The 14388-nt window shown below is 67.7% G+C and carries 13 protein-coding genes; 2 read left to right on the forward strand and 11 right to left on the reverse strand.

Going from position 1 to position 14388, the window contains the following annotated elements; translation table 11 throughout:
- Positions 1-130: 130 nt before the first annotated feature.
- Positions 131-547 (reverse strand): nucleoside deaminase, encoded by a 417-nt coding sequence (locus HNR67_RS27820; RefSeq protein WP_407645142.1) that lies wholly within the window; start codon positions 545-547, stop codon positions 131-133.
- On the reverse strand, positions 544-1371 hold the full coding sequence (locus HNR67_RS27825) for an LLM class flavin-dependent oxidoreductase (protein WP_185005167.1): 828 nt from the start codon (positions 1369-1371) through the stop codon (positions 544-546). Before HNR67_RS27825 ends, HNR67_RS27820 begins: the two co-directional genes overlap by 4 nt.
- A gap of 94 nt (positions 1372-1465) precedes the next feature.
- Here HNR67_RS27825 and HNR67_RS27830 point away from each other — a divergent pair, with 94 nt between their 5' ends.
- Complete coding sequence (locus HNR67_RS27830; protein ID WP_185005168.1) at positions 1466-1930, forward strand: Lrp/AsnC family transcriptional regulator; 465 nt, start codon at positions 1466-1468, stop codon at positions 1928-1930.
- 7 nt (positions 1931-1937) lie between these two features.
- Here the strand turns inward: HNR67_RS27830 and HNR67_RS27835 are convergent, their stop codons facing one another.
- The 3 genes from HNR67_RS27835 to HNR67_RS27845 all read right to left on the reverse strand — a co-directional run bounded on the left by HNR67_RS27835 (position 1938) and on the right by HNR67_RS27845 (position 6509).
- The gene (locus HNR67_RS27835) at positions 1938-2678 is read right to left on the reverse strand and encodes a VOC family protein (protein ID WP_185005169.1); all 741 of its coding nucleotides are present in this window, start codon (positions 2676-2678) and stop codon (positions 1938-1940) included.
- 48 nt (positions 2679-2726) lie between these two features.
- Positions 2727-5444 (reverse strand): VWD domain-containing protein, encoded by a 2718-nt coding sequence (locus HNR67_RS27840; protein WP_185005170.1) that lies wholly within the window; start codon positions 5442-5444, stop codon positions 2727-2729.
- A gap of 525 nt (positions 5445-5969) precedes the next feature.
- The gene (locus tag HNR67_RS27845; RefSeq protein ID WP_185005171.1) at positions 5970-6509 is read right to left on the reverse strand and encodes a hypothetical protein; all 540 of its coding nucleotides are present in this window, start codon (positions 6507-6509) and stop codon (positions 5970-5972) included.
- 77 nt (positions 6510-6586) lie between these two features.
- Between HNR67_RS27845 and HNR67_RS27850 the strand changes: the two genes are divergently transcribed.
- Positions 6587-6754 (forward strand): helix-turn-helix domain-containing protein, encoded by a 168-nt coding sequence (locus HNR67_RS27850; RefSeq protein ID WP_185005172.1) that lies wholly within the window; start codon positions 6587-6589, stop codon positions 6752-6754.
- A 211-nt stretch (positions 6755-6965) separates the two neighbouring features.
- Here HNR67_RS27850 and HNR67_RS27855 read toward each other — a convergent pair whose 3' ends face one another.
- The 6 genes from HNR67_RS27855 to HNR67_RS27880 all read right to left on the reverse strand — a co-directional run bounded on the left by HNR67_RS27855 (position 6966) and on the right by HNR67_RS27880 (position 14382).
- Positions 6966-7826, reverse strand: a complete 861-nt coding sequence (locus HNR67_RS27855) for a DUF4231 domain-containing protein (protein WP_246492607.1) — start codon at positions 7824-7826, stop codon at positions 6966-6968.
- 27 nt (positions 7827-7853) lie between these two features.
- Positions 7854-8333 (reverse strand): cell division protein SepF, encoded by a 480-nt coding sequence (gene sepF, locus HNR67_RS27860; RefSeq protein ID WP_185005173.1) that lies wholly within the window; start codon positions 8331-8333, stop codon positions 7854-7856.
- Between the two features lie 275 nt (positions 8334-8608).
- The gene (locus HNR67_RS27865) at positions 8609-9499 is read right to left on the reverse strand and encodes a phosphotransferase family protein (RefSeq protein WP_185005174.1); all 891 of its coding nucleotides are present in this window, start codon (positions 9497-9499) and stop codon (positions 8609-8611) included.
- A gap of 29 nt (positions 9500-9528) precedes the next feature.
- Positions 9529-10026: a glycine-rich domain-containing protein gene (locus tag HNR67_RS27870; protein WP_185005175.1), complete on the reverse strand. Its 498-nt coding sequence runs from the start codon at positions 10024-10026 to the stop codon at positions 9529-9531.
- Positions 10027-10285: 259 nt separating this feature from the next.
- Positions 10286-11215 carry a hypothetical protein gene (locus HNR67_RS27875; protein ID WP_185005176.1) on the reverse strand — a complete coding sequence of 310 codons (930 nt, stop codon included), beginning with the start codon at positions 11213-11215 and terminating at the stop codon, positions 10286-10288.
- Entirely contained in the window at positions 11212-14382 is a 3171-nt protein-coding gene (locus tag HNR67_RS27880; protein ID WP_185005177.1) for an NB-ARC domain-containing protein, read from the reverse strand. Before HNR67_RS27880 ends, HNR67_RS27875 begins: the two co-directional genes overlap by 4 nt.
- Between the last annotated feature and the right edge of the window lie 6 nt (positions 14383-14388).

Here is a 14388-nt window from a genome sequence, read left to right on the forward strand (position 1 = left end):
CGGTTGTGGCGGCGACTGGAGCACTTGCCGGGAGCATTTTTCCTTTACTGACCGGCTGGTCGAGGATGGCGTGGCCGGAGTTCATGTCGCCCGCTCCGGCCACGCGTGCCCGACGATGCCGGCGCGATTCCTAGGCGTAGTACCCCTCCACCGGGACCTTCGCCTCCTCATACAGATACGGCCCGTCGATGGGCACCTCCGGAAAGCCGCCTGCGGTCTTCAACCCGTTGAGCTGCTCGCCCGACAGCGCGAAGACCACCTGCCCGATCCCCGAGCGCGCCAACGCGCCCGCGCACATCCCGCACGGCTGGCAACTGGTGTACATGGTGGTTCCGGCGGCCGTGTCCGCGTCCAGTGACCGGGCCGCCCAGCGGGCCAGCTTCAGCTCGGGGTGCGCGGTGATGTCGTTGTCGGTGAGGCTGGAGTTGCGTTCCTCCGCGAGCACGGACCCGTCCGGCCCGACCAGCAGTGAGCCGAACGGCGGGTTCCCGCCTGCCCGAGCCTCGGCCGCCAGCGCGATGGCCCGCCGCAGGTGTTCTTCGTTCACCGGAATTCCTTTCGTACCGCGGCCAGTGCCTGCCAGGCGGGTTCCGGATGCCGCGTCTCCTCCGGATCGCCGACGAACGGGTCCAGCACCACGGCCCGCGCGCCGTCGGCACGCAGCCGGTCCAGATCGCCCACGACCTGTTCGAGCGTGCCCTCGCCCAGCCGCCGCTCCGCCAGCGACCGCTCGGTCAGCCGCAGCAGGATGCGCGGTGCCGGCTCGGGCAGCGGGCGTTCCTCGGCGGCGGCGACCTGTCCCAGTCGGGCCAGGGATTCCCGCCACTGCTCGGCGCTCTGCCGCAGCGGGTGCCAGGCGTCGCCGAGCCGGACCGCGCGGCGGAGCGCGGCGTCGCTGTTGCCGCCCACCCAGATCGGGATGCGGCCCGCGCGGTAACCCGCGTCCCGCCACGCCGCGCGCACGGTGGTGATCAGCTCGTCGGTCAGCGCGCCGCGGCGCTGGAACGGAATCCCGAGCGCGGCGAACTCCTGGCGCGCCCAGCCGATCCCCACCCCGAGCACCAGCCGGTCGCCACTGAGTTCACTCAGGTTCGCCGCCATCCGCGCGACCAGCAGCGGGTGCCGGTAGGGCGCGATCAGCACGGTCGTGCCCAGCCTGATCCGCTCGGTGACCCCGGCCAGCCAGGACAGCGTGGTGAACGGCTCGTAGAACGGGGCAGGGTACTGCTCGGCCACATCGGGTGTCACCACCACGTGGTCGGAGACCATGAGCAGGTCGAAACCCAGACCCTCCACCGTCCGCGCCCAGTCGCGCAGCACGGCCGGGCTGGTGCCGGGACCGAAGTTCGGGACGTTCACGCCGATCAACACGCGATCAAGGCTAGGTCAGCACACCCCGGCCGCAGAAGGGACTGTTCCCGGCGTTCGACGGCGCACGCCAAGGATTCCACGGTAAATTCGCCAGATGATCGAGACCCTGGACCTGACCGACTGGGCGATCCTCGCCGAGCTGCAACGGGACGGCCGCATCCCGCTCACCGAGCTGGGCCGCCGGGTCAACCTCAGCGCCTCGGCCACCACCGAACGCGTGAAACGCCTGGAGAGCACCGGGATCATCACCGGCTACCGCGCCACCGTCGACCTGGACAAGGTGGGCTACCGGGTGCTGGCCGTGGTGCGCCTGAAGTACCCCGGCAGCCAGCACGAGCCGCTGCACCGGCTGCTCGCCGAACGCCCCGAGATCCTGGAATGCCTGCGCACCACCGGCGAGGACTGCTACCTGCTCAAGGTCGCCGCCCCGTCAATGCCCTACCTGGAGCAGGTGGTCAACGAGCTGACCGCCTTCGGCAGCACCACGACCAACATCGTCTACAGCCAGACCCTGCCCTACCGGGGCGTAAGCCCAACGCCGCCGGACCAGCCTTCCTGAGCGCCCATCAGGTTTCGGCGACCACCGTCAGCCCCGCCAACTCGGCCGGTGCCGCCGACGGGTCCAGGCCGCGGACCGCGATGCCGTACAGACCGGCCGGGCTGCCCTCGGTGAAGCGCACCTCCGCGCCGGGCAGAGCCACCGTGTCACCGACGGCCGGACACCCGACGAGATCGGCGAGCAGCCGGGCGTCGGCCGCGGGCTCGGGGCTGCGGGCCAGCAGGGCGACCAGGTCGGGGCGGCTCGCCAAGGTGATGCCCTGGCTCGCCCGGTGCTCCGCGCGCATGCGGGCGATCTCGGCACGGGGCGGGGAGTAGGTGATGAAGAAGGGGAAGTACGTCGGCGCGTCCCGGACGAACACCTCGACGAACCCCGCGTCCCGCTCCTCGAACCACACCTCGATCTCCTCGACCTCCCGTCCGGCCTGGCGCAACCGGGCCGCGGTCGCCCGCGCGTCCGGCACGTCGACGGCGAAGGTCAGCAGGCCAGGCCCGTCGAGTACGTCGACGGCGGGCTTGAGGATCCGCAAGCCCTCGGCGTACTTGGAGTTCGCCACGGCCGCCCAGTCGTCCACCGCGGCCAGCTCGACGTACCGTTCATCGTCAACGCCCCAGGCGGCGTTGCGGAACCCGGGCATGGTGAGTGCGGCGTGGGTTGGCAGGCCGAGCGCGTCGTAGGAGGCCATGGCCGCCCCGACGTCGCCCACCCAGTGGATGAGGTGGTCGAAGGTGGCGGTGTGTTCTGACATCGGCCCTCCCAGGAAGCACTCGGCACTTAGGCAAGCCTAACTTCTGGATCAGCCTTCCCCGGTCAGCCGGAACGAGTACGGCCCGGTCCGGCCCTCCGCCGACCACACCGCCAGCAGGTACCGCCGCCCAGGCTCCAACCGGCCCATCCCGACGCCGTAGCAGACCCCGTGCGGCGTGTGCGCCGACGGCGCCGCGGAGTCCTCGACCAGGGCCATGGTGATCTCGCAGCCGGTGCCGTCCACTGGAACCAGCTGCACCGCCTCGGTGGCCTGGAAGGCGTACAGGTCGACCCGGCCCGGCACGTCCAGCCTGCCCCGCACCGTCTCGCCGAGGCTGACCGGCAGGCGCCGTTCCTTGGCGGTGTTGAGCCGGAAGGCGAAGGACCCGGTCGCGCCGTCGTCACCGGTCACCGTCAAGGTGTACTTGCCGCCCTTGACGATCCGGTACTGGTACACGCTGGTGATGGTGAAGCCGGGCGAGTCCGGATCGTAGTAACCCTCGAGTTTGATCTCCAGTTTGCCGCGGTCCAGGAGGTCGCCGCGGACCTCGTGCAGCCGGAACACGGTGGCCTCGCCCAGTTCCAGCCGATAGGTGTGCACCATGCCGGGCTTGCTCACCCGGCCGGACACCGTCGAGCCGTCGCGCAGCACCCCCTGATCACCGTTGACCCGCTTGGGTTCCGGGCCCCGGGACAGGGTGTCGGCCATCGCGGCCGCGCTGCGGGCGAAGGCGGGCTGGCCGGTGAGCGCCAGGTCCAGCGTGCAACCGTCCAAAGCCTGGCCGGACAGACCCAGCGCGGCGCAACGGCGAGCGGCGGCCTCGCGGCGCGGCGCGGGCAGGTCGGCGACCACGACCTCCTTGTCCGGGAAGGACCGGTCGGTGTAGTCGGCGGTGCCGCGCCCGCCCGGATAGTCCAGCAGCGACTCGGCCCCAACCCGCCAACGATCGGCGAACTCACCGTAAAGCTGTTCCCTGGAAGGCTTCTCCGGCAATGGCCGACCATCCTTTGTGGACAGATCGTTGCCAGGGTCGCCATTGAGGTCGCCGAGCAGTCCACTGAGCTTCCCAGCCAGTTCCGGACGCGGGAACAACAGCACATGCAGCCCCCAGCGACCGATCGGGTCGATATCGGCCTCACTGCCATCCGGGAAGCGCACGGTGTGCCCCGAGTCGGTGGCCACGATCCGCCCACCACCGGGCAGCCGCTCATCGGCCGGACTGATCTGCTTGCCGTTGACCAGGATCCGCTGCTCACCCGAGTCGGCGGCGAGGTCGAAGACCACCCGGTCCGCACCAGCGCGCAACGCGACCTGCTGGTTGACCGAGACGGTGCGGCTACCGGCGAGCGGACTCTGCCGAACCTGCACCTCCCACTGCGGCGACTTGGCGAGCACGAACTCCCCCACTGCCTGGAAGTCGTACTCCCTGCGGTCGAAGGTGGTCAGGTGCGGATCACCGACACTCCCGCCGGGCACCAGCTTGCTCCGATCCGACCCACCCTTGGCCGGCGTCTTGTTCTTGTCCTCACCACATTGGGCCTTGATCTTCGCCGCGTCCAGCTCCTTGCCGGGCGGGAGCTGGGCGCCACCGTAGTTGTTTCGCGGCGGCAAGCCCTGGCTGGCCCGGAACTCGTTCTCCGCCCGGACCGCCCGGACATCCTTGGTGGGCACCCGTTTGCCGGCCTTGGTGGGCTTGGCCGCGCCACATTCCCCTTCGGGCAACTGGTTGTTCCCGGCGTCGAAGGCGTGCGTCAGCTCGTGGTAGAGCGCCGAACAGGCGTCGTAGGAGACGCCGGGATCCCCGATCAGCGGACTGTTGTCACTGGGATCCCAGTAAATCGAGGACCACTCCGCGGTGCTGCGAGTCTCGACATTGGTCTGCCCCGTGACCGGCTTGATCCACACCTTGTAGGTGCCATCCAGGTAAGGCATGATCTTCGCCGGATCCAGCGCCCCCCGCGGCGGCCCCTTGGGATCATTACCCCGGAACATCGACAAACAGCCCGCGACCGCAGCCCCAAACCCATCATCACCCCCGACAACCTTGATGGTCGCCTGTGCCGTCCGCATCGGCGCGAACTGCCCGACCACCACAGCCAACAACACCAGCGCCACCACCCCGGTACGCCGACGCCGCCGCAACAGCAACACAACCAGCAGCACCAGTACCAGCGCACCGGCCGAGATCCCACCGATCACCAACCAGGACAAACCATTCCCACCAGGCTGCCCCACCACAAGCGCGGCCGTAACAGGCGCACTCGCCGCCCCGCACACCGCACCCTCGCCGATCTCCACGTCCTGCGGCATCCGGTAGGCGGCGGTCACCGCGTACCGACCAGCCTGCTCCAACGCCCAACGCGCACCAAGCCCGCCACCAGCCATCGGCGTCACCGTGTCCAGCACACCATCCCGCGTCAGCGAAAAGGACAAACTCTGCCCCGGCCCCACCTCCCGGGTAGCGGCAGCGAACATCCCATCAAACCCAGCGTGGTAAGCGGTCTGGATGAACTCCGGCTCCACCGCCTGCCCATCCCTGGTGACCGACAGCACCTCCACCGTGCCAGCCGGCGTGGCAGCCAGCTTGCACGCCCGCTCCCCCCGGTTGGTCACAGTCATGGTCAGCCCACCCGACCCGCCACCCTCACCCCGGCTCTGGATCGCCACCCCAACCGACGCCTCCGCCGCCACCGCAACGGCCGACGTAGTCAACCCCAGCCCACCCAGCAACAGCACCAGCAACGCAGCGCGCGTCGTTCTCCCCATGGCGCGCACCTTAGGGCCGCACCGGCCATAGTGGACGGTGTTGCCCGCGTGCCTGCCCACAGGGGCAGCGACTTCCGAGAGGCGGCCCAGCGCACGACGGGAGTGACCGTGTACAGGGCAAGCCGTGGTGGACGCGGAGCCTGCGCAGGCGTGATCGTGTTCGTGCCGAGGACGTGCACCAACGCCCAGGTCGTGCACTGACCGGGGAACCCCGGGAGAGGTGAAGGAAGTGTGTTCATGCGTGCTTGAACACGACAACGTCAGATGTGGCAAATGTGCCACAAGATTGTGTCCGAGGGGGGACTCGAACCCCCATACATAGCGTCCCCGTGGAGTCCACGGGTTCATGTGGAACACCGTACTGCGCTACCTGCGATTTGTCGAACAGGTGGATCCGCCAGAGGCGAGCGAATACGCGCCGGAGTGTCCCCGATCTTCAACCCTGCGCCTCGCCCCATTAGTGCCACCCCCAAGTGCGCCGTCGTCTGAACCGCACGACGTCGAGTGAACGCGCCGTTGTCCCGACTAGTCGGGGTCGTCGTGAATAACGAGCCTGTGCTTGCTGATGACCGTCTTGCCGGTGCCGAGGTCGGCTTCGCCGCGCAGGGTGGCCGCCGCCAGGGAGTGCTTGCGGCGCACAAGCGCTCCCATTTCGTGCAACCAGACCGCGTTCATGCCGATGGTGATACTGTCACCGGTCTCGACACGAGCGGGTAGCTTCGCCCCCCAGTCGCCTCCACCGAGGGTGCCGAATGCCTCCCGTGTCTCAGCGCGGAACTGAACCGAGCGGACAGTCAACGCTGTTCTCCCGACATTGCGCACCGTGATGAAGTACGCCAGGTCGCCGTCGACGCTGTTCCGCTGCATCTCTCGGCGCGCCTGGTCGATGCCGCCACGTGACAGCGGAAAGAGGACGTAACGCGTCGAGAGCCTTTCGACGAAGCCGACGGCGAGTTCGACCCGGCCGCGGCCTCCGGTCAACAGCCACGACGCGATGTTCCAGCCCAGTGCGAGCGCGGCTGTTACCCAGCCGGCCACGGCGATGACGAAGGTCGCGATCTGCATGTGCGATCTTAACCGCTGCGGGAGGGTCTTCCCAGTCGCTCCGCGGGTACTGGCACTTGAACCAAAGTGCGGAAGTGGTGGCCTCGCCGTCAACCGGTCCGTGGACAACTACACCAAATCTCGGCCTGCTCACCCCGGCCGAACGCACCGGCGGCAACTACCGCCCCTCCGACGTCGAGCACATCGCCCTGGTCCGGTGCATGGAAGATCAGGCCCTGCCGTTGGAGGAGATCGACACGGCCTAGGCCGACCGTCAGCACAACCTGGCCACCCTCCTAGGCCGGATCGACGACGATCTTCAGGCGTCACAGGCTGTGGCGGACACCACGTCACCGGCTGCGCAAGAGCCCATCGCCGCGGTGGTCAGCTGCATCCACTCGCTAATCCTCTTCGCCTTGCACATACCGCCGGATCTCCCGCTGATCTGACATTTAGTGTAAGGCCAAGCGAGAACGATCAAACCTCGTTCGCGCTGCGGGTCTCGGGTGGCTGTTCGAGATTTTGCTGTCGCTTGCGTTGTTCCGATTTCAGCCGATGCACCTCTTCGACGAAGTCCGACAGTGCCTGGTCTTCGTCCTTGGCCCGCTTATACCGCCCGACACCGACCTCAAACGCTTCCCATTCGTGTTCAATCGCATCTGCGGTTTGCTGCAGGTAGAAGCTACGCTCCTTATACTTGTAGTAGCCCATGAATCCGCTGGAGACACCGACAAAAAAGGTGATGCCGAACGTGACCCAGCGAAGCTGCTCAAGTTCTGCGGAGAGGGCCGAAGAGCCGGTCGCCGCCAGCGAACCAACGATCAGCACGCCCTGGAGGAGGTTGTTGACGTGACGATAGAGCTTACTGTCCTTGCGTAGCTTATCAATGTCTGCGTAGGCGTCTTCCTTGTAAATCAGCTTTCTGGTTCGCGATTCGTAAGTGCCGAGCGCAACTTTCAGCTTGCGGCTGTCGCGCGCTTTGGCCAGCTCAAGTTCCAGCTGACTTTCCGTTTGACGCCCCTGTTTTTTGTCCTGGAGAGTTCCGGCCGGGCCGCCAGGATTTCGACTCAGGAAGGCTGCGAGTACGCAGAAGCCGATGGCCAAAGGGAAGCCTGGAACACAGATGGCGGTGAGAGTGACGGCGTCGAACCACGGAAGCCAAAAGAGTACGTACAGCAACAGCAGCAGCACGGGGCCGAGGAAGTAGGACAAGATAGCCAACCGCCGTCGCCGTCGGGCGATTGCGATGTGGTGTTCGATCTGCCGGATCTGATGGTTCATTACGAGGAGTTGCTCGCTCGCCGCAACGCCCCGCTGCTGCTCTTGCTCGGTTGTCATCGTGCCCCCTGGCTTGGACCAGTCGTGTCAGTCGATCCGTGGCGTCAGCAACACCACGGTGCTGGACACCTGATAGAAAACCCCGCGTGATACCAGCGTTGTCCCGCTGCAGAAATCGACCAGGCGACAGGCCGTGGCCTCGTCCGCGGCGGCGAGGTCGACAATCACCACATGACCGGCCCGGAAGTGGTCGCTGATCTGTCGGGCGGCATCGCGATAGTCCGACGGGACGAGACGGATTGCCTGCTGCAGATGCACCACGGGATTCGCCGGTGGTGCAGCCTCCAGTGAGGCGAGTTCCTCAGCGTCCGCGATCGAGGCTGTCACCTTTCCGGCGCGGCCCTTGTTCAGCTCGTCCCAGGACACAGCGCGGGTACCTATCGCCGCGGACTCGGGTCTGGTGAGCCGGTGCGCAACCAGGGTGGCTGCCAAGTACAGCGCAAGGCCAATCGCAGCGGGCCAGATCAGGACCTTGACATACTCCAATATGAGGCTGGCCGTCGGCATGTCCGCATGCTAGGGCAGATAGTGGTACCCATTCCGGTGATCTGCTGCAGCTGTTTGGGTTGAAATCGAATAGAACCCTAGCACTTGAGCTGGCAATATGGTGATGGCGTTGAGCTATTCCGGTGAAATTCCCACCAGACCTTGCAGCCACCCCGGACAGTGATCTCACCACATGCTGCCTTCACGCCGACCTGATGCGCCCTGCCCGGGTGCTCCCACGCCACCGCAGCCAAAAGTTCTATAGCTGTGCGTCACCGGACTTCCGACCAGTTGGGCTATCGGAGACGCGTCTCGCTAAGCCGGTAAGCAGCCCAGGTGCTGGCAGCCTCGACAAGCCGGGCTCGTTGCGGCGCAGGGTATTTCACTCGAAGCCACTCCCACCAGCCGAACACCGTCACGGCGAAGGCCGTGAGTTTCTCGGGTGCGGAGCCGGACCCCCCACGAAGGGACGCCGCTCGCGCCTCCGCGTCCTGCGGTGCGTGCCCGGACGCGATGAGGCGGATCACCAGGTGGGCCGAATCGACCCAGGGGGCGGCTCGGTGGGCCCAGGCCCAGTCGATGATCTTGGCTCGGTCGGTGATGAGGATGTTGAGCGGGTTGAGGTCGGTGTGGGCCAACGAGTCCCCGCGGACCGCCTCGATTGCCACGCCCTCCAGGGCAATGAACTCGTCGAAGCGGTCCCGCCACGGCTCCAACTCCTTCGGCGGGGCTTGCCGAAGCCGGCGCCAGGGGGCGACCCGGGCCAGCTTGTCTGACAGGTGGGGTACCTCTACCGGAGGGCAAGGCGTAAGTGCCTCGGTGAGGATGTGTAACGCCTCCACGACGAGGTCGATGTGCGGGGACTCCGGCGAGAGGTCGGCGTGCTGCCCGGCGACGTGCTCGAAGCCGAGCAGCAGCCAACCTGATTCGTCGGTGTGCCAGAGAAGGCGTGGCGCCGCAACTGCCGGGAGGTAGGGGGCTACCCGCACCTCGGTGCGGTGGGCGGCCGAGGTGGTGTCGGTCGTGCCCTTGCAGAAGACCAACCCGTCCTCCGTGTGCAGGGTGGCGGCGAAGGCGGAGTTCACCCCGGTGGTGGCGTAGTCCACCGCGGTGACGGGACCGCACTGCTGCTGGACGGCTTCCCGCACGGAGGTGGGCAGGTCTTCCCACCGGCGACGTTGCATCACGCCTCATCTTCTCCGGTACGAGGTGTCGATCAGGCGGCGCCGTGCCGTGGGCGGTCGGAGCAACCGGCGTGACACTGCGAGCAGTCCTTCGCCCGGCAGTCCTTCGCCTCGCAGTCACCCGCGCACCTTTCCCACAGTTCCGGGTGGAGGGTCAGCCCGGTGGAGTGGATGGCCGCCACGGTCCGGGCGAGGGCCGCGGCTTGGTCTTCGCCGCCGTCCTCGCCTTCGCTGGGGTCGGTGGGGACGTGGTGGAGGAAGCGGCCGGCGAGGTTCCAGCAGAACCGCTCGTACTCCAGGGTGTCCAGGATGAAGGTGTGCCAGCCGATGTCGACCTTGGCGGAGGGCACCAGCGGGCGGCCGTGGGGAACCGAGCAGGCTTTGAGGAAGGCCAGCGCGTCGGCCATGACGGCTTCGGCCTCCGGGCGGTCCAGGCCCTCCCTGGTGACGATCCTGGTGACCAGCCTGTTGAACAGTTCGTCGGACACGAGCGATGCGCCGGTGACGCCGTTGTTGAGCACTGCGGTCATGATCTTCTCCATTCACCTGGGATGCGGCGATTCGGTCGGGTTCAGGTGGCTGGCGTACCCACGGCCGCGAGACCGCGGTCCCGCCGGGAAGGCACAGGTGTCGGTAACTCGGTGACTGGCCACAGCAACAGCCCGCAGCGCTTGCAAGGCCAGTACTTCCCGCCGGTGGCCGGGTCGAGGCGGGGAATGTCGGCCAGGTCGCACCAATCCCCGGTGACCGAGCACTTCTCGTCCGCCCCGCGTGGGCGGTCCAAGGGCGTCATGGCCGCTCGATCGGCGGGAAGGTGGCGTTGCAAGGTGGCTCGGGTCGGTCATCCGCATTCGCGCGGTGCCCGCCGGTCCGCGGCCGAGTGGCGCTGGGCTTGAGCTGTCGTAGGTAGTGGCCAACGGCGGAGGCGCTCCGCCCGAGGATGTAGGCGACCTCCGCGGTAGTGAAATGCCGTTCGTGGCGCAGATGCCAGGCAGTCAGTGCGGAGCGCACCTGTTCTGGGCGGGACGACCGGGCACCGTGGTTCTTGGTACTGAACAACGTGACGTCGACCAGGGGCCGGGTGCTCACCGTTGGGTGGACGGGCCGGATCGCGGGCGCGCCTGCTGCCGGGAGACCGATTGTGGGCGCCTCGGCGTGAGGATGAGCGCGTGCTGCACCGGTCATCGCTGTCGAGACCAACCCGAGCTGGTGCCGGCTGGGGTCCAGTTCGGAGAGTGTTGTTCTCTGGACAGGACGCTTCCGGCAGTGGGCACCACGGCGGCCAGGCAGGGGGACTTCGTGCTGGACAACCTGCTGCCAAGCGTGCCGTTCAGCTGTGGGGACGGTGCCGGTGTCGAATGGGTCGGGGAACTGCTGGAGGGCGTCAGCCTTCTCCTTCTCGCTCCACTGGTTCAGGTCCTCTTTCAAGCACCTCCGGATGGCCTGCGGCGATCGCCCGGTGACCTCGGAGAGGTCGTCGATGCTCATCGTCGGGCGCTTCTGGTTGAGCCACACGAGGGCCGCGATCCGCTTCGGGCCGGCGAGCCAGGTCCAGGTTCGCCGCGGCGGATCACTGCGGGTGACCCGGAGCAGCTTGTTGACCGCCCTTGGGGCCAGGCCGAGCCTCTCCCCGATCTGGCGACCGGTGAGTCCTGCATCCCACAGCCGGTCGATTTCCTCGGCCTGCAACTCGGCGGCCCGGAGCTGGGTGGTGCTCACCAGTCCTCCAGCGGCTTGAGCGCGGCGGCAAGCAGCTCGTCGTCGGGGGCCTCGGGCAGCACGGCCAGCGCGGCGTCGCGGAAGGCGATCGCCTGGCGCCGGTCATTGCGCATCCCCGACAGCAGCGCGCAGGCGGCGTGCACCTTGGCCAGCAGGTCCGCATGCTCGGGCTGCTGGAGCAGGGTGGCGGCGTGCTCCAGCACCCCGATGCCGCGGTCCAGGCGTCGCTGGTCGGCGAAGAGCACTGCGGCCGAAAGCAGCACCGCGGCCTTGTCGACCGGGTCAAGCAGGAGCTGGTCGGCGGTCTGGAAGGCGGTCAACGCCTCCTCGTCCTTGGCTTCGGCCATCCGGATCGTGCCCAGCACCCAGGTGTGCAGCCCACGCGCTCGCTGGTCGTCGCCGTGGTGAGCGTTGTCGATCGCCAGCCGGTGCAGGGTTTCGGCAACCTCGCGGTCGTCAAGGTGTGGCTGGGCGACGCGGGTGGCATCGGCCAGTGCCTTCACCACCATCGACTGTTGGCTCCCGGCCAGTTGGCGCGCCTGGTGGAGGTGCTGTTCGGTCTCCTGCACGAACTCACCGCGGTCGTGCGATGGGACGGCGCGAACTCCGCAGAGGGAGACCACGCTGAACATGGTCAGCATCTGCACCTGGATCGTGCGGTATCGGCCGGGCTTGCGCCGGTCGTGCTCGCGGGCGCCGTCCCGGATGCACTCGGTCGCCAACTTCAGCAGGTTCATGCCTTCCGGAACACCGCCGTGGCACAGGCACAACCGTCCCAACGCGACGGAGGTCATCCAGGCCAGCGACAGGTTCGACCGGTCGATGGCGGCGATCGTGGCCTGGATGACCGAGATCCTCTCGCGCTCCAGCCAGGCGTACGCGTCGGCGCCAGCGAGTTGGGTGGCGGGCGGGACAGCGCCCACTGGTGACTGGCGGTTGCCCAGCCACATGCGCAGGCTTTCGCGTTCGCCCGCCGCGCGTTGTCCGACGATCGCAGCCTCGTAGCCGAGCTGGGTGATGCCGTTGCTGATCACCTTGTTGCACGCCCTGAGCCCCTCCGCGGTGCCGGCCAGCTTGTGCAGCAACGGGCCGAGGGCATCGGGAATGCAGTAACGCGCAGGGGCCTCGCGGGTGAGTAGACCGCGGTCGGCGAGCGTTTCCAGTAGTTCGAGTCCTTCGTCCACCGTGGATCGGCCGAGTGCGGCCGCGGTGATCGACGGGCTCAGCGTGGTCAGCGGCAACAGGGACAGCCGCCGATAGTCACGAACCGTCGCCTCTGGCAGCCAGGAGCACGCCACCTGCAGTACCGCGTCGAGCGTGGAGTCGTTGCTGGACAAGGCGTTCTCCAGCGAGGTGGCCACCTCGGCGAGCGACACGGTCGGCTGGGGTGCCAGGCCAGCGGCAACGATCAACAACGCGACCGGGATACCCGCGCACACGTACGCGATACGCCGGGCCGCAGGCCGTTCCTCCTCAACTCGTTCGGTGCCCAGAACGTTGGCCAGCAGCGTGGTGGACACGGCGGTGGACAACCTGTCCAGGCTGATCTCGACCTGCCCGGCGCTGCAAGGCGGGAGCGCGTCGACACTGGTGACGATCACCATGCTGTGCGGCGATCCCGGCAACAGGAACGGGACCATCTCGGGATCAACGACGTCGTCGAGCACCATCAACAACCGCTTGCCCGCGGTCACCCGCCGGAACAGCGCGCGCTTGGCCTCCAGCGCGCTGGAGGCGTCGATCTCGGTGACCGGAACACCGAGCGCCCGCAGGAACTGGTCCAGGGCGATGCTGGTGGCCAGCTCCGGTGACAGCGCGCCGTGATCAAGCACGGCATGTAGAAGCCCGTCGGGGAAGCGGGCTCTGTCGCGACCGACGCCGTGGGCCCACCTGAGCGCGAGGGCCGTTTTGCCGATGCCGGTAAGGCCGCTGATCCCGACCACCATGGGCGCGGTCACCGTGATCGTGTCGCTGGCCTTGGTCAGCAGGTCCAGTTCGCCGGCCCGGCCTACGAGGCGCCAGGGCGACTGGGACGGGAGAACGCGGGCCACCGCGGGCGGTGCCGATGGTGAGCCGGCTGCCCGCGTCGAGCTATCGAGGCGCCGCAGGCCGGTGAGCATCGCCGCCTGCGGCAGGGACGCTGGCAGGTCCAGCACCTCCTGCACCGCCAGGGCCGACGGAGTTCCCGGCCGGACCAGCGCGAGTGCTTCGGCGCGCTCCTGGTCGGCCTCCGCGCGCTGGCCGAGTTCGTGGTGGATGACCGCCTTCCACGCCTTCGCCACGGCCAGGTACCGGGGATAGCCGAGGTATCGCAGCATCCGGACCGCGGTGACGGCATCCACCAGATGGTCGTGGGCGCGGAACTGGTGCAGCCCGAGGCGGCATCGAGCAGCGAACACCCGCGCCAGGCCGAGGTCATCTCCGGCGGCGGCCAACAGCCCCATCGCCGCGAAGAAGTGCTGCTGCGCTGCCTGATAATGCCCCTGATCGGCGATGATCTCCGCCAACAGCCACGTGTGCATCCCCTGCGTCTGCGCGTCCGACACCTGCCGACCCACCGCCACGGCGTCGATCGCGTACCGTTCAGCCGACTCCAGATCGCCCGCTCTACGGGCGATCTTTGCCAGGGCGCCGGCGGCAAGCTCCTCAGCTTCGTCGACATCCGCAGTTCCCGTGTTGGCTTTGATCAGCAGGGATGCGAGGTGGACTTCGTGCTTGGCGAGTTCAACGACAGACCGGCTGTGGCAGGAGTCGACCAGCAGGGACGCCAGGCCGGACCGCAGCCTGCTTTCGGCCAGGTTCGAGCCCCATGCCTGGGCCGACTGAATGGCGGTTCGGTAGCTGCAGATGCCCACCGTGACGTTGTCGAAGTGCGCCAGCAGGTGCTGCCCGAGCGCCTCGCACAGGTACACGGCCAGTTGGTATTCGCCGATCGCAGCGGCGCGCTGGACCGCGGTGATGAGCCGCGCCTGCAGCTGATGCAACGTGCCCAGAGCCACCCGGCAAGCGGCCGCGCGCTTGGTCTCTTCCCATGCTGAGGGTTGGGAACGCGCAGTGGCCGCGAGGACGTTGTTTGCCGCGCTCGCGACTTCGAGGATTTGGGCGAGATCCTCATGAGTCCACTGTGGACTGTTGAGGATGTCCGGAAGTTCGGTGGGCTCGTTCATGATGTT

It is taken from the genome of Crossiella cryophila (genome assembly GCF_014204915.1).
GTDB lineage: Bacteria > Actinomycetota > Actinomycetes > Mycobacteriales > Pseudonocardiaceae > Crossiella > Crossiella cryophila.